The organism is Streptomyces paromomycinus (assembly GCF_003865155.1).
GTDB lineage: Bacteria > Actinomycetota > Actinomycetes > Streptomycetales > Streptomycetaceae > Streptomyces > Streptomyces chrestomyceticus.
On sequence record NZ_BHZD01000001.1, the window covers coordinates 5,641,898 to 5,660,156 of the forward strand.

An 18,259-nucleotide genomic window follows, 5' to 3' on the forward strand; every position below is an offset into this window, starting at 1 on the left:
GCGGCGGCTGTCGTACGGTCTAAGCGTGTCCGGACAGTCCGGGCCCGGCTCGCTGAAGCGGAGTCCCCCATCGACATAGCGCAGACCGCATACGCGTCCCCCGCGCGCGCCCGGAGCATCTGGGCGTCGCGGGGGGCCGTCGCGCTGTTCCCGGCCGCGCTGATGCTCGTCCTGGGGCTGTGGGGCATCCGCCGCCAGGACAGCATGTGGCGGGACGAGGCGGTCACGTACGACATGGCGCACCGCACCCTGGCGGAGCTGTGGCCGACTCTCCAGACCGTGGACGCGGTGCACGGTCTCTACTACGTGCTCATGCGTGGGTGGTTCCTCGTCTTCGACGGGGGTGTGGTGGCCCTGCGCCTGCCGTCGGTGGTGGCGATGGCGGCAGCCGCTGCCGGGGTCACCCTGCTGGGCAGGCAGCTGGCGGGCCGGCGGGCAGGGCTCTTCGCGGGCCTTGTCTTCGTGCTGCTGCCGATGGTGCAGCAGTACGCGCAGGAGGGCCGTTCCTACGCGTTGGTGTGCGCGCTGGTGGTGTGGTCCACCTACCTGCTGGCGCGGGTCACCGCTCGGCCCGGCAAGCGCCTCTGGGCGGGGTACGCGGCACTGTCGCTGGCGGCCTGCCTGATGCACGAGTTCGCCGTACTGGTCCTGCCAGCGCACGGCGCCGCCGTCGCCCTGTCCGGGCTGCCGCGCGCGGTGCGCAGGGCCTGGTGTGTGGCGGCGGCCGCAGTGGTCGTCGGCCTGGTGCCGCTGGCCCTCTTCAGCATGGGGCAGTCGGAACAGCTCGCCTGGCTCCAGTGGCCCAACCCCGTCCAGCTCGGCACCTTCATCGCCCTGGTGCTCGGCGGCCTGCTCTGCTCCCGCGCGCCGGTCGCCCGCGCGGGCCGACAGCGGCTGCGGCTGCGGCCGGTCGCGTTTCCCCTGCTGGTCCTGCCCACCGCGCTGCTGGTGCTGCTCTCCCAGCTCAAGCCGATGTACGTGGACCGCTACGTCCTGTACTACGTGGCCGGGTTCGCCCTCCTGGCGGGCGCGGCGCTCGACTGGGTACTGCGCCCGCCCGGCCGCCGAGGCCAGACCCGGCGCAGGGTGCTGTACCGGTCGGCGGCGCTCGTCGTGGTCCTGGCGCTGCTCGTCCCCGTCAACGTCTTCCTGCGCAGCCCGCAGAGCCGCACCGACGACGCGATCGCGGTGACCCAGGCCGTACGGGAGCTGTCGTCGCCCGGCGACGGCCTGCTGTTCCTGCCCGCCCGGCGCCGGGTGTGGGCGGCGGCCGCGCCCCACGAGTTCCACCGCCTGCGGGACCTCGCGCTCGACGAGAGCCCGGTGGCCTCCCACACGCTGTACGGCACCGAACTGTCCGGCGACCGGATCCACACGCACATGATGCGGGCCCGCCGTATCGTCGCGGTCGGCGACGCGAAGGGGCAGCCGCTCGACCGGACCGATCAGGAGATCGCCAAGCGGACCACCTTAAAGTCCGCGTTCCACGTCTGTGCGACGAGGGACGTCAAGGGCGCGAGCATCACCCTGTACGCGCGGCCCGGGTACTGCTGAGAGGCGGGGTGCTGACGGGGTTACGCCTGGCCCGGTCACTTCTCCGGAACACCTTCGCCGTCCTCCCGCTAGAGCAGTCCCGCCGCCTCCGCATCCAGCCCCAGCAGGTCACGCAGGGCCTCCGCCCCCGTGGGCGTCAGCCGTACGGCACGGCCGCTGCCGACGCGCCGTACCCACGCCCGTTCCAGCAGCCCCGTGCAGAGCCGGGCGCCCGCCACACCGGCCAGGTGCTGCCGCCGCTCGGTCCAGTCCAGGCAGCCGCGGGCCGTCGGGCGGCGGCCCGCGCGGAGCGTGTTGGTGTCGGTGGCGAGGGCCTCGGCGAACCAGGTGCGGCCCGCAGCGGTGAGCGCGAAGCCGCCGTCCTGGTCGATCAGGCCACGCCCGGTCATCGCGTCCGTGACGGCCACGCCCAGCCGCCCGGCCAGGTGGTCGTAGCAGGTACGCCCGCGGGCCAGCGCGGCCGACGCGTTCGCCGCGCGCAGTCCGCGCGGCCGCTCGGCGGGCGGGTCGAGGTGTGCGGTCAGCCCCTCGATCAGCTCGGCGACGCGGGGACTCGCGAGCTGCACGTACCGGTGGCGGCCCTGGCGGTGCTCCACGAGCAGCCCGCCCTCGGTCAGCCGCGTCAGGTGCTCGCTCGCGCTGGACGGCGCGACCCGCGCGTACGCGGCCAGCTCGCCCGCCGTCCACGCCCGCCCGTCCAGCAGGGCCAGGCAGAACGCGGCCCGGGTCCGGTCGGCGAGCAGGCCCGCGAGACGCGCGAGCCCGATGCTGTGCGCCGGTGCGGCGTCCGGCGGCGGTGCCTGTGTGGTCATGGGTCCATTGTGCGCGGGCACGTTTCGGCCGGGCCCGAAACAAAGCGGCTCTACGGTCCTGGCATGCAGACCTTGGACGTGGACGACGTGGACGACGTGGACGACGTGGACGGCTTGGAAGGCGGCACACGCGGGGGTGCCGGCCCTGACCTGCTCGCGGACCCGGGGTGGGTGGTGCCGCCGGTGCCGGAGGACGTACCCGAGGGCACGATGGCCTGGCTGCGGGCACGGGTCGCCCGCTTCAGCAGCGGGGAGGCGCACGCGCGGCGGCGGGCACTGGCGGTCGGTGCGCTCGGTGCGCTCGGTGCGCTCGACGGGCCGGACGCGCATGCCGAGGCGCTGCGCGATGCGGCCCGCATCCGGACGCAGGAGCTGCTGAGCGCCCCCGGCACGATCGAGCTGATGGCGCGGGTGGCCCGCGTCGTGCCCACCGAAGTACTCGCCGCGTCGCTCGGGCTGCCGGTCACGGCGGACACGGCCGGGCTGGTGGGGGACGTGGCCCGCGCGTACCACGCGCACGGCGAGGTGATCCCGGCCGCGGACCGTGCCCTCGCCCGGCTCGTGGCGGACTGCGGCGGTACGTGGGACGAGGCCACGGCGGCCCGCATCGGCCTGCTGGTGCAGGCGTACGACGCCACGGCAGGGCTGATCGGGAACGCGGCCTACCTGTCGCTGACGGGAACGGGAGCGGGAGCGCTGACGGGAGTGAAAGCGCTGACGGGAGCGGGGACGGGAGCGGGGACGGGAGTGGGAGCGGGGACGGAGACGGGAGCGGGGACGGGAGTGGGAGCGGGGACGGAGGCGGAAGCGGGCCACGCCCCGGAGCCCCCGCCCGCACCCTCCGCCGACCTCGCCACGGACCGGCTGCATCAGGCCCTGCGCACCGACCCACCCGTACGCGGCACCCTCCGCGCGCCCGTGGACGGCGGCGACCCGGTACGGGTCCGCCTGGTCACCTCCGACGGATCGCTGGCCTTCGGCGCCGGGGCGCACGCCTGCCCCGGGCAGGCCCAGGCCCGGGCCCTCGCGGCCGGAGTGCTGGACGCGCTGCTCGCGGGCGGCTGCCGCCTCGTCCGCCCGGAGGACATCGCGTACGAGCCGTCCGTGAACCTGCGGGTGCCGGCGGCGCTGGAGGTGACCTGCGCGTGAGTACGGAACGGAACCGCGTCTTCCACGCCCTGCACCACGCCGACGAGCCCCTGCTGCTGCCCAACGCCTGGGACGCCGCCTCCGCCACCGCTCTCGCCGCCGCCGGCTTCGCCGCGATCGGCACCACGAGCCTGGGCGTCGCGGCCGCGCTGGGCGAACCCGACGGGCAGGGCTCGGCCCGCGTACGGGACGCCACGGTCGCCCTCGCGCGACGGCTCGGCAGTCGCCTGACCTGCCCGTACACGGTGGACATCGAAGGTGGCTTCGGCGGCGGGCCGCAGGAAGTGGGCACGCTGGCACGGGAGTTGGCGGAGGCGGGGGCGTCCGGCGTCAACCTGGAGGACGGGCTGCCGGGCCGTACGGGGGACGGCCCGCTGGTCGCGGCCGCGCGGCAGGCGGAGTTGATCCGCGCGGTCAAGGAGTGCGCGCCGGGCCTTTACGTCAATGCCCGGATCGACACGCACTGGCTTGTGGACGACGCCGCGACGCGGCCGCTGGACGAGACGCTGGCCCGTGCCGAAACGTATCTGGCGGCCGGGGCGGACGGCATCTTCGTGCCGGGCGTCGCCGACGGGCGGGTCATCGGCACGCTCGTCGCGGGCGTCCCGGCGCCGCTGAACGTCCTGTACACACCGGGCCCGGACGGGGGCCGCGGGCGCCTCGCCCGCCTGGCCGAGCTGGGCGTACGGCGCGTCAGCACCGGTTCGCTGCTGTTCCGTTCGGCACTGCACGCGGCGGTGACGCTCGCGGAGTCCGTACGTGCGGACGGGGTGGACGGTGGGGGCGGGCCAGGGGGCCTCGCCGGGATGCCCGGTTACGGGGAGGTGCAGCGGCTGGCGGAGTGACGGGTCCCAAAGGGGCGGGGCGAGGCTGTGGTCGTGCGGGGGTGCGGGGGTGCGGCGGTGCGGGGGCGGGCAGGGGTGCAGGGGCGCGGGCGCCCCTCGGCCGCCTCGGCTCAGACCTGCTGTGCCTGGCGGCGCCGGTGGACCGCGACGCCCACACCCGCCGCGCCGAGTACACCGGCCGCGCCCGCGAGCCCGCCCGCGGGAAGCTCGCCGATCCGCTCCGCGACCCCGGCGAGACCGTTCTCGGGCAGCAGGGCGGACAGGCGGCCCGTCGCGTGCTGCTGCGTGGTGGCGGCAGTGTCGGCAGCGGCGTCGGTGGCGGCGAACGCGCCGCTCACCGGGAGGAGCAGTGCGGCCGCGACACCGGTCGCGACGGCGGCGGTACGGATCACGGAGCGGCGCTTTGCCCGCATGGAACTACTCCTCGTCGTGGCGGCCCTGGCCGGACTGCCGTAGGTCTGCTGTCTGTTGACTGCTGGTTCGAAGAAGAATGTACGAGGCGTCTTTCACGGCGATCCGTAGGTTGTGTAACAGCCTGGTCCCTCTCTGCGGGCAGTGTTGTCACGGCGTGGGCGCAGGTAACCGTACGCACGCCGCCACTATGGGTAACTTTGTCTCGTTACGTACATCTGTGTCCGTGCCCGGAAGGTCACGGGGACGCGTCGGACGGGAAGGCGGTGGGCCGTGCGGCGCCGGACGCTCACGGCGGTGGCACTGACCGTGGTGCCGCTGCCGCTCGCCCTGGCGGCGGGCTGCGCCCCCGTCGCCGGACTGCACGACGACGGCCGGGCGCGGGACGTGAAGGCACCGCTCGCCCTGTGGGCGGACCGTACGCCCGCGCCGCGTGTCCGCGACGAGGACCCCGGCGACCAGCGCGCCGTACCGGGCATCGCCCGCGTCCCCTCCGGCAGCATGAAGGACACCGACCCGGCGGCCGTCGTCCGCGCGGACATCGCGTCCGACGGGGACCGGCCGCCCGCCCCCGGCGCCGTGCGCAGCCCGGTCCTCCACGACCTCACCGACGACGGAAAACCCGACCTGATCAGCGCCGTCGACCTGGACGCGCGTACCAGCCTGCTGCGCGTCTACAGCGTCCGCGACCAGGTCGTGACGCGCGTCCTGGCGATGCGCGCCGTCCTCGCGGGCGTCGAACTGGCCGCGGGCCACCTCGCCGTACGCGAGCCCACCAAGGACCCGCGCTACGTCAGCGTCACCGACTACGTGTGGGACGGCCGGCGGATGGGCCTGTGGGACCTCACCCTGGACGAGTACCGGACCCCGCAGAACCCGCTGCCCACGGCCCCGTCGAACGCCCCGTCCCCGGGGGCTCCCGCATGACCCGCCCGGCACGTCCGTCGCGTCCGTCGCGTCCGGCACGCTCGGAACGTCCGGCGCGTCCGACTCGCCCGACCCACCTGGCACGCCCGCCGCGCCGGGCACGCCTGGCGCTCTCCCTCCGCTGGAAGATCGCGCTCACCGTCACGGCGGTGTGCTGCGCGGTCGCCGCCGTGCTGGGCGTACTGGTCCACAACGCCGTCGCCCGCCAGACCGTCGGCCAGGTACGGAAGGAGACCCTCACCGACCTCGACGACGCGCTGGATCTGTACGAGTACGGCACCTCCCGCGAGGGCCTCAACTCGGTACTCGACCCCGCCGAACTCCCCGCCCAGCTTCGCGCCTTGGTGCACCACGACCGGCGCGGCAGCATGGTCGGCACCTACCACGGGCAGCGCGTGATGTGGACGGCGGCACCGGCCGGCGACCAGGTGATGGCGGTCTGGTCCCCGTACGAGAACACCCGCCGCTCCCTGGAGAACCTCGACACGGCGATCTTCGGCTCCGCCGTCCTAGCCGCCACCGCCGTCGCCCTCGCCGGACTGTTCCTTGCGCACCGCATCAGCCGCCGGCTGAGCACCACGGCGGCCGTCGCGCGCCGTATCACGGCGGGTGACCTGGACGCGCGGGTCGGCACCGAGGGGGAGGGGCGGCGGGGCCGGCCGGGAGCGCAGGACGAGGTGGCGGCGGTGGCCGCGGCGCTGGACTCGGTGGCCGGCTCCCTCCAGGGCCGCCTCCAGGCCGAACAGCGCTTCACCGCCGACGTGGCCCACGAACTGCGCACCCCGCTGACCGGCATCCTCGCCTCGGCCGAACTGCTGCCCGAGGGCCGCCCCAAGGAGATGATGAACGACCGGCTGCGGGCGCTGCACCGGCTCACCGAGGACCTGCTGGAGATCTCCCGCCTCGACTCCGGCGCCGAACGCCCCGACCTGGCCGCATACGACCTGGGCGCACTGGTCCGCGGTTCGGTGCGGGGCACGGGCCTCGACACCGAGGTACGCGTCGTGCGGGACGCGGTCGTACGGACGGACCGGCGCCGCCTGGACCGCATCCTGTGCAACCTGGTCCTGAACGCGCATCGGCACGGGGAGCCTCCGGTCGTGGTGACCGTGGACGTACCGGATGGGGGCGGGAGCGGGACGTACGGGGATGCGGCGCACGAGGCGTACGAGGCGTACGAGGCGTACGAGGGAGAACCGTACGCCGGGACTCCGTATGAGGGAAAGCCGTACACCGGAACCCCGTACGAGGGAACGTCGCACGTCGAGCCACCGCACGCCGAGCCACCGCACGTCAGGCCACCTCAGGACAGGCCACCGCACGGCGAAGCACCCCGAGGAGGACCGTCCCCGGCCCCCGTCGTGGAAGTGCGCGACCACGGCCCCGGCTTCTCGGACGAGTTGCTGCGCCACGGCCCGCAGCGCTTCCGTACCGACGCGCCGGGCCGCGGCAAGGGACATGGCCTCGGCCTGACCATCGCCGTCGGCCAGGCGTCCGTCCTGGGCATCGAACTGCGCTTCACCAACGCACCGGAAGGCGGCGCCCGAGCCGTCCTCCGCCTTACCCCGCCTCCGTCCCCGCACCCGCCTGAGTTCAGCCCCCTGTCCCCACCTCAGCCCCCGTCCCCGCCCCCGTCCGACCGGTCCGGATCGCCAGGGCGTACACCCGGGTGATCTGGTGCGGGCTGTTGTTGTTGTCCGACACGATGAACAGCGGCAGCCGCCCCTTGTACGGGCCGGAGGCCAGCGGCACGGTGCCGAGCGCCATCCCCTCGGCGTTCTCCAGCAACGGGTTCGACTGCGGCTGTGCGGTCGCCGCGCCCCCCCGGGGACAGGTGACGAGGTCGACCGGCTCCCACTTCTTCGCGAACGCGTCGACCGGCTCCGACTGCAACGACGCGACCCGGGAGACGTCCTTCGCCCGGTTCAGGTCGGCCCCGAAGACGCGTACCGCGTTGCCCTGGCCCTCCGCGTGGTTGGTCTCCAGCACGAGCAGCCGGTCGGTGCCCGTCGCCACCAGCTCCGAGACCCGCAGCCCCGCCGCCGACTGGTAGGCGAACTGCTTGTCCGGCACGTACGCGCCGCCCGGCGTCCCCTTGAAGCGCTGGATACGCAGCAGGCTGCGGCCGCGCGCCTTGCCGTCATGGAAGAGCGGCGCCTCCATGCCCGCGTACAGATACCGGCCGTCCGGGGACGCGCCCAGCGCCTCCAGGTTCTCCGGCCCGGCCCACTCGACCAGGTTGCGCGGCAGCTCGACGCGGCCCGTCTCCGCGCCGTCCGACACCCGGAACCTGCGGATCGACGGGCCCGCCTCCGAGGCGACCAGGACGGTACGTCCGCCCTTCTCCAGGACGAGCCCCTCGCCGTCGAAGCGGCCGCCGCCGGTGGGGCGGAGGGTACGCAGGTGGAGGGCGCGGGCGGCCGGCGGTGCGACGCCCGACGTACCGAGGTCGAGGTCGAAGATCCGGCCCGGCGCGTTGTCGGCCAGCGCCCACGCCCGGGAGGGGCCGGACATCGCCAGGCCGGACAGGCCGTCCACCGGTACGGCACCCTCGTACTCGACGCCGTTGAGCGCGTCACTGTGGCCGATCAGCGCCACGTCGGCCGAGCAGGCGCCGGAGGACGGCTCGCCGTCCCGCGACTGCCACCACACGGCAGCCGGGACCGCCACCGCCACCACCGCGACGCACAGTACGGAGATCAGCGCCCGCCGCCGGACCTTGTGCGCCCTGACGGCTTCCGGAGCGAGGGGCGCGGGTGAGAGCGCGGTACCCGGGGCCCCAGAAGCGCCGCCGGCCCTCGCGCTCGCTGTGGAGCCGCCGCTCGAAGCCGGACCGGGCCGGCCAGGTAGGCCGGTCTCGCCGGTCTGGCCGGTCTGGTCCGCCTGACCTGCCTGGCCTGTCTGGCCGGTCGGGGGAGCGGGGCGCGCAGCCCGGTTCCGTACGAACGGCAGCTTCTCGATGCCGTTCTGCGCCTGCTGCTGCGGCAGCGGACGGTTCTTCTCCCGCAGGGCGCGGCGGACCTCCCGGTAGATGACTTCGAGGCTGAGGTGATCGTGGGGCGGGGGAGCCGCGGCCGTGGCGGTTGCCGTGCTCTCGGGGGCCGGGGCCGGGGCCAGGGGTGAGGTCGGGGCCGGGCCCGGAATTCCCTCCCGCAGCACCCGCAGGAACTCCCCGGTGAAGGCGGTGTGCTCCTCGCCCTCCGGCGCCAGCGCCTCGACGTTCCAGGGCGTCGAGGTGAGCAGGTACGAGACGCCCTCCAGGCTGTCCATGCCCTCGAACAGGGCCTCACCCAGCCGACTGGACGCCTGCTGCGTGGCCGCCACGGTGGACATGGTGCCGCCCATGGTCCCGGCGGACATGCCTTTGATCACGCTGCCGCTGTAACAGCAGTCGAGGATGATGATGCGGCGCTTGGGCGGCGTACGGGTGCCCAGGGCACTGCGCAGCCAGGTGTACGGGATGCCGCTGTGCACCTTCCCCGGTTCCGTGCCGGGCAGCGTGAGGTACAGGCCCTCCTGCCGCGAGTCGAGGAAGCCGTGGCCCGCGTAGTACACGATCAAGGTGTCCCGCGCGGCCCGTACCGCTTCCTCGATGGGCTGCAACGCCCCGGTGATCGTACGGGGGTTGGACACGATCCGGCAGTTCCTCTTGGGCATTCCGCCGATGGTCCGGTCGGTCAGCGCGGCCTTGAGCGCCTTGAGGTTGTTGCGGACCCCGGGCAGCGGCGGCAGATTGGCGTACCGGTCGACCCCGATGATCACACAAGCCGACGCCGCCGGATCGAACGCCGCTCCCGCTTCTCCCCCGACTCCGCCCATCCCGTCAGCCCTCACCCGTCCTGTCGTCACGCACTTCTCCCGTACGCGGTTCTCCTGTACGGGCTTCTCGCGCACGGGCTTCTCCCGCACGCGGTTCTCCCGCACGCGGTTCTCCCGTACGAGGCTCTCCGCCCGCCTCCAACTGCTCCAACTCCTCCAACGCGCGAAGGATGCTCCGGGCACCGTCCGTGTCCGCCGTGGCGAAACTGACCCGTACGCCATTGCGTTCGACCGTCATCTTGGGGCGCGCCGCATACGCCCTGCGCCAGCCGTCGATGGCGATGGCGAGGCTGCTCAACTGGAACGCGCTGTCGACGATCAGCTGGACGGCGTCGAACCCCAGCCCCATCTTCCCGGGCCTGTTCTCCCTCGCCCGCAGCGAGACGGCCGCACTCCGGCCCACGGTGGGATCGTCCGTCAGCCACTCGCACAACGACCGCAACTCCAGGTCGCTCTCCGCCTCGTCCAGCCTGACCTGAATCATCATCAGCCCCCCCCACACTCCGGTCCGGCCTCACATCAACTCTCGCCCCATACCCACCCCCTTCGCGGCAATTCCCGGAACTCCGCGCAATCACCCTGAGCGCGTGCGCTTCGGCCAGTCGGCTGCAAGGGAACCGGATGCACGGAGCACGGCCTTCTGCCAAGCTCCCCGCATGTCGAACGTTTCATCGATGACGTACACCCGTATCGGCGCGATCCTGCACGAGATCGGCATGGTGTCCGAGGAACAGCTGCACCGCACCCTGGCGGAGGCGGCGAACTACGCGGACGAACCGCTGGAAGAGCATTACGAGGCCGCGTGCGCCCTCGAAGAATTCGGCGTCGCGGTCTCGGTGCACGCCGACGACATCGACTCCATCTACTACGACTACGCCACCCTGCTGGAGGACGCCGTAGCGGTCGCCGGCGGCAAGGTCGCCATCACGAACGTCCGGATCGTCGCGGGCGAAGGCGACCTCGAAGACGGCCGCCTGGACCAACTGGAGTTCGAACGGGACGGCAAGCCCGTGACCATCCTGGCCGACCACCTCGCGGAGGACTACTACGACCAGGGCGCCGCCTGCGAGGCCATAGCCGAGACCGCCCACGACGACGACCCCCGCACCTGGCGCTACCTCGACTTCGAACGCCAACCGCACCGCGGCTACGACAGCATCATGGTCCTAGCCACCCCCGAACAGGCCCAAGCCCTCCAGACCCACCTGTCCTTCACCTTCCTCAACTAACCCCCTCCCTCCTACGCCAGACCATCTCCTTCCTGCTCACGCCACACCGAACCCAGCTCTTCCCAGCTCTCCCCGGCTCCCGGTCCCCCCGGCCCCCGGTCCCCCGGTCCCCGCCCCCCGGACCGGCCTTCCCCGTGGCCCCCGGGGCCGGCCTTCCCCGTGGCCCCTCACTGTGGCCCCTCACTCCTCCTCAACGGGCGGCTCCCCGCCCCAGTCCCATTCCTCCTCCGGCATCGGCTCCTGCCCCGGCCCCGGCTGCCGCCCCGCGGCCGGCGCCGCCACCTCGGCCATCTGCTGCACCTGCTCCTGCTCCGCCGCCGGCACCGTCTGCTCCGACAGCACAGCCAGTATCTGCTCGCCGTACTTCGCCAGCTTGTTCTCACCCACCCCGTTCACGGTTCCGAGCTCGCCCAGGCTCGACGGACGGGCCGTGGCGATCTCCCGCAGCGTCGCGTCGTGGAAGATCACGTATGCCGGTACGCCCTGCTCCTTGGCCGTACGCCCCCGCCAGGCGCGCAGCTCCTCGAACACCGGCACCGCCTCCTCGGGGAGGTCCACCGGCACCGCGCGCCGGCCCTTGGCCGCCTTCGCGGCCTTGGCCTTCACGGCCTTCTCCGGCTCGCGCCGCATCGGCACCTCGCGCTGCCCCCGCAGCACCTCACCGCTCGCCTCGGTGAGGACCAGCGTGCCGTAGTCGCCCTCCACCGCGAGGAGCCGCTGGGCGAGCAACTGCCGGATGACGCCACGCCATTCGGCCTCCCGGAGATCCTCCCCGATCCCGAAGACGCTCAGCTGGTCGTGATCGAACTGGATGACCTTCGCGGTCTTCCGCCCCATCAGGATGTCGACGATCTGCCCGGCGCCGAATTTCTGCTTCCGCTCACGCTGCAGCCGTACCACCGTGGAGAGCAGCTTCTGCGAAGGGACCGTGCCGTCCCAGGTCTGCGGCGGCGTCAGGCACGTGTCGCAGTTTCCGCACGCGCTGCTCTCCTGCCCGAAGTAGGCGAGCAGCCGCACCCGCCGGCACTCCACCGTCTCGCAGAGCGCGAGCATCGCGTCGAGGTGCGCCGAGAGCCGCCTGCGGTGGGCGTCGTCCCCGTCCGAGCCGTCGATCATCTTCCGCTGCTGGACCACGTCCTGCAGCCCGTAGGCCAGCCACGCCGTGGACGGCTGGCCGTCCCGCCCCGCGCGCCCCGTCTCCTGGTAGTACCCCTCCACCGATTTCGGCAGGTCCAGGTGGGCCACGAACCGTACGTCGGGTTTGTCGATGCCCATCCCGAACGCGATGGTGGCGACGACCACCACCCCGTCCTCCCGCAGAAAGCGGGCCTGGTGTTCGGCGCGCATCCGGGCGTCCAGCCCCGCGTGATACGGAAGCGCCGTGACGCCGTTCTGCACCAGGAATTCCGCGGTCTTTTCGACCGACGCCCGGGAAAGGCAGTACACGATTCCCGCGTCACCGGCGTGCTCGGTGCGCAGCAATTCCAGCAGCTGCTTCTTCGGGTCGCTCTTTCCGGCGATCCGGTACTGAATGTTGGGCCGGTCGAAGCTGGCCACGAAATGCCGGGCGTTCTCCATCCCGAGCCGCGCGGTGATCTCGCGGTGGGTGGCTTCCGTGGCCGTCGCGGTCAGGGCCATCCTCGGGACCTCGGGCCACCGCTCCCGGAGCATCGACAGGGCGAGGTAGTCCGGCCGGAAGTCGTGGCCCCACTGCGCGACACAGTGCGCCTCGTCGATGGCGAACAGCGAGATCTTGCCCCGGTCGAGCAGGTTCAGCGTCTGCTCCACCCGCAGCCGCTCCGGCGCCAGATACAGCAGGTCCAGCTCCCCGGAGAGGAACTCGGCCTCCACCAGCCGCCGCTCCTCCAGATCCTGCGTGGAGTTGAGGAACCCGGCCCGGACACCCAGCGCCCGCAGCGCGTCGACCTGGTCCTGCATCAACGCGATCAGCGGCGAGACGACCACCCCGACGCCCGGCCGCACCAGGGCCGGAATCTGGTAGCACAGGGATTTTCCGCCGCCGGTCGGCATCAGTACGACCGCGTCGCCACCCGTTATGACGTGCTCGATGATCGACTGCTGTTCCCCGCGGAACGCGTCGTACCCGAATACCCGCCGCAGCACGCCCACCGCGCCACTGACGTCGTCCTCGGTTTCCCCGGCACCGGAAGCCATCTCCACCTCGCTCATGCCAGCAGCGTACGAGTAATCCCGCCACCCGCGCTCAGCCCTGTGGATAACTCCGCGCCGGACCACCTCCCTCTGCTACTCCCGATCCGCGCCCGTACGAGCCGTACACGAGCCCCGTACGAGCCCGGTGCAAGCTCCATGCGGGCCGGGGAAGGGCCCGCCCAGCCCCGAAGCGCCGCGCGTCACGCCGCCGTACAACGAAAACCGCCGATCGTCCGTCTCACAGAACGACGAGGAACATCACACATCGCGCCCCGCGAACACCGCATTCACGCGACCCCTCAGCCTGCCCCACCACCCAAGGCTTGGCCCCTCCCTCTCCCGCCCCCTCTCCCGCCCCCTCTCCCTCCCCCCTCTCTCACCGAGACCACCCACAGGACGGAGAACCACATGCGCAGCACCCCACCTCAGAACTTCCCGTCTAGCCCCACCCTCTCCACCCGCCCCACGCTCACCAAACGCCCCCACGCAGCCAGGACCGCCACAGCCCTCCTCACCACCATCACAGCCACGATTGCGACCCTCACCACACTCACCCCCACAGCCTCAGCCACCCCCACCACCACACCCACGTCCGCCACCACACCCATCTCCACCACCCCTCACTGCCCCGAATCCGCCCTGACGATCAAGGCATCCATCCCCACCCCCCAACACCCTGACGTCGTGCGCATCAGCGCCACCAACCGCACCGCCAAACCCTGCGTGATCGACCGCATCCCGACCGTCACCTTCGGCGACCTCGACGGCGCCGCCGAGCCCGACCCGCCCACCGAGAGCGCTCTGTACCACCTCGCGCCCGGTTCCACCGCGTACGCCACGGTCCGCACCGTCACCGGCCGGCCCAGCCCGTCCGCCCGTACCGTCGACTTCATCACCGTCGCCGCCGACCCGTCGCACCGCGGCCACCGCTTCGACGCCACCGCCATCGGCGCCCCGCCCGCCGGCATCCGCGTCTGGACCCCGACCACGACCTGGTGGCGCCCGACGCCCGCCTGACCCAACAGATCGGCGCGCCCCGACGCAGTCAAGTGCGCACCAGCGAGGGCGGGTTGAGCCGAACCGCCCGCCCTCGACCGCGCCATCCACCAAAGTGAGCGCATGAGTCTCACGACCGCCGGAGAACCTCCAGGCCCCGTACGTTTCTTCCTCATGTGCGACCGCCTGGGCTGTGGCGCCCGCGCCGTCCTCGACCTGGTCGTCCCCGATCAGCCCCCGGACATCGAGACGGACCTCTTCGGTCACCTCCTGCACAGCGCCAAGGCGGCCGCTCCGCGCATCGCCGACATGGGGTGGACGTACTACCAGGGCGACGGCTACTGGTGCCCGCGCTGCTCGACCCCACGCTCCCAACGCCCCCGAAGAGGCCGCACCCGCTCCTCATGAACCATGAGTCACCCCCGCGCGCGGAGGATCGGCGTCGCGCTCAAGGCAGTTCGCAACGCACCAACGCCCGCGCGAACGGCTCCCCGGTGAACCGCGCGTATGCCATCCGCTCACGCACTTCCCGGAGAGTGCGAGGGCGGTAGCCGGGGCCGCCGCAGCAGCTCTTGTGGAAGCGCACACCGGCATGCAACAGCACGGCCAGCGTGCGCCAGGCGGCGGTGTCCCGCCTCTTGGGGGCCGCAAAGGCGGAGCCGACGTGAATCAGCGGCTCGGCGCAGCGCGGACAGACCCGGTCGTGGTCGTGGTAACCGGGGTAGGGCTGCTTGTACGAGGCCCGGCAAGGCAGGCAAACATACGAGGTCTTCGAAGGAGACATGCGCCAAGAATAGAATCACCGTTTGCCAGGGGCGACCGAATTTGGGAGCGCGCTCCTCGGCAACTGGCCGTTCCAGTTCGCTTCACTCCTCCCTCCGTGCATCCCTCACCCTCTCCTTATCGCCCTTGGCGGATGACTTGATTGGCATGACTCCCAGTGGACCCAGTGGACCCAGCGGCTCGCCGAGAAGATGGCCGGCGCCCCCGGCCGCATAAGACTGCCCCCCCCCACCACCGTAAATCCGATGTCCTCCCCGAGGGAGAAAAGAGCGGGTAATGCAAGAGGGTCCTGCCGCCGAACGGCGGCAGGACCCTGGAATTAATTAGGCGGCGTCCTGGATGTACCACCGCTGGTTGAGGCTGCTGGTCTTGAGCTGCAGGTTCACGGACTTGTAGGTGGCATTGTCGCTCTTGCCTGTCGCGCCCAGCACCTCACCCGTTGAGCCACCCCTCGCCAGCAATGTCCGGTCGCCTTCGATGACGAACTTCCACTTCTGAAGCGGGTTGTCTTCGCACTCTGCGAGCACGGCAGGCGTATCCATGTTGACCGGGGCCTCAATGCAGTACCCGCGACGCTCCATGCTCTCAACCTGGAACGTGTCCGCCGACGGGTCCTTGACCGCCCAGCGCTGCAGGTCCGTGGTACGGCGAGGGAACGTGATAACGCGCTTGTCGTCAGGGTACCGTGAGTTGGCGTCCAGATACTGCCGGACCCCCGCGTTGTAAGCGCGGAAAATCTGCCCCTCTCCGGGGAGCCACGGACCGTCGTCCGCCTGACTGGTCGACACTGTCAGCCCCGTAAGGGACAGCGCGGCTACGGAAACAAGAACGCCAGCCTTCTTCGAAATCCGCATCATTCTCCCTTTCACTGATGGTGTAGTTGGATCGTCCACTCACGCTCGGACATGACCAAACTAGCAGCGAGATGAATGAGCGAGGCATCCCTCAATCGAAGGTGTTTAAATGAAGGCAGTGCCCCCTCGCCTCTCGGCATAAAAAGCGTTCGCCGTTGATGTCTTCGAGTGTCCACTGCTAAACTTCGCCGACTCGGCTGAATCGTTTCCTTCCGGATTATTCATGTTTACCTAAAAAAATATTTCGCCCTGGGGTTCCGGGTCGCGACCCGCAGGCCTGACTTCCGGCGCCCCTCGACTCGGCGCGGTCAGCGAGGACGGTGTAGATGGCACCCCGGAAGCGTCGGGCAGACCGGCCCGGCCGACCACTCACCCCAGGCCCCGCCCGGCGATCCGGATACGCTCGTGTGCCGACGCGGCAGACCCATCAGCGCGGCCCCCGACGATGAGTGGCGTGCCAACGGGCGTGAGCACAGCGCGGAAGGCAAACGCATCGAGCACGTTCGTCTCCTCGACTCCCCGACCACCGAGGAGCAGATGCCCCTGTTGGACAGCGGCCTCGGGAACGTCGAGGCGGGCTAGGACGTCCGCAACCTGCCCGCGCCGAGACAGGACAACTCGGCCTGCCTGAGCAGGGCTTGTGGCCGCTGCCGAGGCACGCCCGTCCCTTTCGTGATCTAGCGCTGCACGCGTCAACGCTGTCCGGTCCACCCTTCGAACGGGTACCTCTTCGAAGAGTGCCTGTGGAGAGGGGGACGCTCAGCGGACTTCGACATGAAGAGGCCCCCTCTGGTCGGATACAGAGGGGGCCTGATCTGTGTGCCCCCGGCAGGATTCGAACCTGCGACACCCGCTTTAGGAGAGCGGTGCTCTATCCCCTGAGCTACGGAGGCGGGGCGTGGTCGGCGCCTGGTGGGCGCGCGGCCGGGCTGCTGGTGGGCAGCTTTGGACAGGGTAGCGGATGGGGGGTGGGTGGTGGGGAGGGGCGGGGGCGTCGAGGTGGGCGGCGCCCACCGCCCCGGGTGGGGGCGGTGGGCGCCGTGGGGCATGTCAGGGCCGGCTGTCGGGCCGGCCTGGCCGTCTGGTTAGGGCGCGTGGGCCGGGCTGTCGGGGGTCGGGGAGTTGGTGGGGGCGGAGCGGTGGGTGGACCAGGTGGTGAGGGCGGTGGCGCAGGCGTGGTCGAGGTGGCGCAGGCCGGTGAGGTCGAGGGTGACCTCGCGGTCGTGGGGGAGGGCCTCCAGCTGGTCGAGGATCTTGGGGAGGCGCAGGAAGGTGGCGTTGCCGAGGGCGCGTACCTGGACGGGTTCGGTGGACGGGGCGTCCAGGCCGGAGAACTCCAGGTGGACGTGCGAGGTCTCCCAGGCGGTCTTGGCGATCGCCAGGAGGAGGCCGATCAGTACGCCCTCGAACATGTTGGTGACGACGATGGCGATCGCCGTCGCGGCGAGGACCACCGCTTCGCCGCGGTGTTCGCGCCACAGGGGGCCGAAGTCGCGTACGGGGATGAGCTTGAAGCCCGCGTGGACGAGTACGCCCGCCAGCGCCGCGACCGGGATGATGCCCAGGGCCGCCGGGACGGCCGCCGCGAAGATCAGCAGCCAGGCGCCGTGCATCACCCGGGACGCCTTGGTACGGGCGCCGGCGCTGACGTTCGCGGAGCTGCGTACGATCACCGCGGTCATGGGCAGCGCGCCCAGGATGCCGCACACGGTGTTGCCCGCGCCCTGCGCCATCAGCTCCTTGTCGTACTGCGTACGCGGCCCGTCGTGCAGCCGGTCCACGGCCGCCGCGCTGAACAGGGACTCGGCGGACGCGATGAGCGCGAAGGCGAGGACCGTGCCGATCGCGCCGACGCCCGCGAGCTGGGCGAAGTCCGAGCCGCCGGGCGGCTGGATCGAGGAGAGCAGGCCATGGACCTCGACGCGGGCTATGGGCAGGTCGAGGGCGAAGACCGCGAGCGTGGCCAGGGCCACGGCCGCGAGCGGGGCCGGCAGGATGCGGGCCGCGCGCTTCCACCGGGGCCACAGCACCAGTACGGCGATGGTGCCCGCGCCGACCGCGAGCGCGGACAGGGCGGCTCCGGAGCCCGCGGTTCCGGTGACCAGGCCGGGCAGGCCGCCGAGGTTGGCGAGTCCGCTGCCGGGAGCCTTGGCGTCGGTGAGGGTGTAGAGCTGTGCGGCGATCAGGACGAGTCCGATGCCCGCCAGCATGCCCTGGACGACGGCCACGGAGATGGCCCGGAACCAGCGGCCCAGGCGCAGGGCACCCATGGCGAGCTGGAGAAGGCCCGCCACGAGGACGAGCGCGCCCAGCGTGCCGAGCCCGAATTCCTTGACCGCCTCGAAGACGAGGACGGTCAGTCCGGCGGCCGGTCCGCTGACCTGGAGGCTGCTGCCGGGCAGGAAGCCGGTGAGCAGACCGCCGACGATGCCGGTGATCAGGCCGAGTTCGGCCGGGACGCCGGAGGCGACGGCCACGCCGACGCACAGCGGCAGGGCCACCAGGAAGACGACGATGGAGGCGGTGAAGTCCGCCCGCAGATGCGGCCAGCGGGGGGAGGGGGAGGAGGGGGAGGAGGGGGAGAGGGAGGACTCCTTCGGGTGGGTCGGGGTGGGATGGGGCGCGCCGTCGGTGGCGGGCGCCGGGGAGGGAGCTGTCGCGCCCGTGGTCACGTCCGTGGCCGTGCCCGGGGTCGATTTCGGTGTCAT

The 18,259-nt window shown here is 71.9% G+C and carries 17 protein-coding genes and 1 tRNA gene; 8 read left to right on the plus strand and 10 right to left on the minus strand.

The features are described from left to right. The first annotated feature begins 162 nt into the window (after positions 1–162). Positions 163–1,554: a glycosyltransferase family 39 protein gene (locus tag OEIGOIKO_RS24100; protein ID WP_148112434.1), complete on the plus strand. Its 1,392-nt coding sequence runs from the start codon at positions 163–165 to the stop codon at positions 1,552–1,554. Between the two features lie 68 nt (positions 1,555–1,622). On the opposite strand, the gene OEIGOIKO_RS24105 is transcribed toward OEIGOIKO_RS24100, so the two are convergent. Further along, positions 1,623–2,366, minus strand: a complete 744-nt coding sequence (locus OEIGOIKO_RS24105) for an ArsR/SmtB family transcription factor (RefSeq protein ID WP_125055766.1) — start codon at positions 2,364–2,366, stop codon at positions 1,623–1,625. Between the two features lie 63 nt (positions 2,367–2,429). On the opposite strand from OEIGOIKO_RS24105, the gene OEIGOIKO_RS24110 reads away from it, so the two are divergent. Together OEIGOIKO_RS24110 and OEIGOIKO_RS24115 are read left to right on the plus strand one after the other, a co-directional pair. Next, complete coding sequence (locus tag OEIGOIKO_RS24110) at positions 2,430–3,515, plus strand: cytochrome P450 family protein (protein ID WP_125055767.1); 1,086 nt, start codon at positions 2,430–2,432, stop codon at positions 3,513–3,515. Then, positions 3,512–4,360, plus strand: coding sequence for an isocitrate lyase/PEP mutase family protein (locus OEIGOIKO_RS24115; RefSeq protein ID WP_246177504.1), 849 nt, complete (start codon positions 3,512–3,514; stop codon positions 4,358–4,360). Before OEIGOIKO_RS24110 ends, OEIGOIKO_RS24115 begins: the two co-directional genes overlap by 4 nt. A 110-nt stretch (positions 4,361–4,470) precedes the next feature. On the opposite strand, the gene OEIGOIKO_RS24120 is transcribed toward OEIGOIKO_RS24115, so the two are convergent. After that, positions 4,471–4,773, minus strand: coding sequence for a hypothetical protein (locus OEIGOIKO_RS24120; RefSeq protein ID WP_125055768.1), 303 nt, complete (start codon positions 4,771–4,773; stop codon positions 4,471–4,473). A gap of 295 nt (positions 4,774–5,068) precedes the next feature. Between OEIGOIKO_RS24120 and OEIGOIKO_RS24125 the strand changes: the two genes are divergently transcribed. Then, a complete protein-coding gene (locus OEIGOIKO_RS24125) occupies positions 5,069–5,698 on the plus strand; it encodes a hypothetical protein (protein WP_246177505.1) in 630 nt (209 codons plus the stop codon). After that, positions 5,695–7,371 carry a sensor histidine kinase gene (locus tag OEIGOIKO_RS43000; protein ID WP_246177506.1) on the plus strand — a complete coding sequence of 559 codons (1,677 nt, stop codon included), beginning with the start codon at positions 5,695–5,697 and terminating at the stop codon, positions 7,369–7,371. The genes OEIGOIKO_RS24125 and OEIGOIKO_RS43000 overlap by 4 nt, the downstream gene beginning before the upstream one ends. Here OEIGOIKO_RS43000 and OEIGOIKO_RS24135 read toward each other — a convergent pair. Both OEIGOIKO_RS24135 and OEIGOIKO_RS43975 read right to left on the minus strand, forming a co-directional pair. Then, a complete protein-coding gene (locus tag OEIGOIKO_RS24135; RefSeq protein ID WP_125055770.1) occupies positions 7,292–9,622 on the minus strand; it encodes an esterase-like activity of phytase family protein in 2,331 nt (776 codons plus the stop codon). The two genes, OEIGOIKO_RS43000 and OEIGOIKO_RS24135, sit on opposite strands and share 80 nt — an antisense overlap. After that, entirely contained in the window at positions 9,522–10,004 is a 483-nt protein-coding gene (locus tag OEIGOIKO_RS43975; protein WP_359872648.1) for an effector-associated constant component EACC1, read from the minus strand. The genes OEIGOIKO_RS24135 and OEIGOIKO_RS43975 overlap by 101 nt, the downstream gene beginning before the upstream one ends. 169 nt (positions 10,005–10,173) lie before the next feature. Between OEIGOIKO_RS43975 and OEIGOIKO_RS24145 the strand changes: the two genes are divergently transcribed. Next, entirely contained in the window at positions 10,174–10,746 is a 573-nt protein-coding gene (locus OEIGOIKO_RS24145; RefSeq protein ID WP_125055772.1) for a hypothetical protein, read from the plus strand. 180 nt (positions 10,747–10,926) lie between these two features. On the opposite strand, the gene recQ is transcribed toward OEIGOIKO_RS24145, so the two are convergent. Then, positions 10,927–12,921 carry a DNA helicase RecQ gene (gene recQ / locus OEIGOIKO_RS24150; RefSeq protein ID WP_246178090.1) on the minus strand — a complete coding sequence of 665 codons (1,995 nt, stop codon included), beginning with the start codon at positions 12,919–12,921 and terminating at the stop codon, positions 10,927–10,929. 422 nt (positions 12,922–13,343) lie between these two features. Further along, positions 13,344–13,532, minus strand: a complete 189-nt coding sequence (locus OEIGOIKO_RS43005; RefSeq protein ID WP_246177507.1) for a hypothetical protein — start codon at positions 13,530–13,532, stop codon at positions 13,344–13,346. Between OEIGOIKO_RS43005 and OEIGOIKO_RS43010 the strand changes: the two genes are divergently transcribed. Both OEIGOIKO_RS43010 and OEIGOIKO_RS24160 read left to right on the plus strand, forming a co-directional pair. After that, positions 13,525–13,935 carry a DUF4232 domain-containing protein gene (locus tag OEIGOIKO_RS43010; RefSeq protein WP_281288436.1) on the plus strand — a complete coding sequence of 137 codons (411 nt, stop codon included), beginning with the start codon at positions 13,525–13,527 and terminating at the stop codon, positions 13,933–13,935. The two genes, OEIGOIKO_RS43005 and OEIGOIKO_RS43010, sit on opposite strands and share 8 nt — an antisense overlap. Before the next feature lie 102 nt (positions 13,936–14,037). Continuing rightward, positions 14,038–14,322 carry a hypothetical protein gene (locus OEIGOIKO_RS24160; RefSeq protein ID WP_125055775.1) on the plus strand — a complete coding sequence of 95 codons (285 nt, stop codon included), beginning with the start codon at positions 14,038–14,040 and terminating at the stop codon, positions 14,320–14,322. 40 nt (positions 14,323–14,362) lie between these two features. On the opposite strand, the gene OEIGOIKO_RS24165 is transcribed toward OEIGOIKO_RS24160, so the two are convergent. The 4 genes from OEIGOIKO_RS24165 to OEIGOIKO_RS24180 all read right to left on the minus strand — a co-directional run bounded on the left by OEIGOIKO_RS24165 (position 14,363) and on the right by OEIGOIKO_RS24180 (position 18,259). Further along, positions 14,363–14,698: a deoxyxylulose-5-phosphate synthase gene (locus tag OEIGOIKO_RS24165; RefSeq protein ID WP_125055776.1), complete on the minus strand. Its 336-nt coding sequence runs from the start codon at positions 14,696–14,698 to the stop codon at positions 14,363–14,365. Positions 14,699–15,020: 322 nt separating this feature from the next. After that, on the minus strand, positions 15,021–15,551 hold the full coding sequence (locus OEIGOIKO_RS24170) for an RICIN domain-containing protein (protein ID WP_125055777.1): 531 nt from the start codon (positions 15,549–15,551) through the stop codon (positions 15,021–15,023). Between the two features lie 820 nt (positions 15,552–16,371). Further along, positions 16,372–16,444: transfer RNA gene (locus OEIGOIKO_RS24175), tRNA-Arg, on the minus strand. 192 nt (positions 16,445–16,636) lie between these two features. After that, a complete protein-coding gene (locus OEIGOIKO_RS24180; RefSeq protein WP_246177509.1) occupies positions 16,637–18,259 on the minus strand; it encodes a SulP family inorganic anion transporter in 1,623 nt (540 codons plus the stop codon).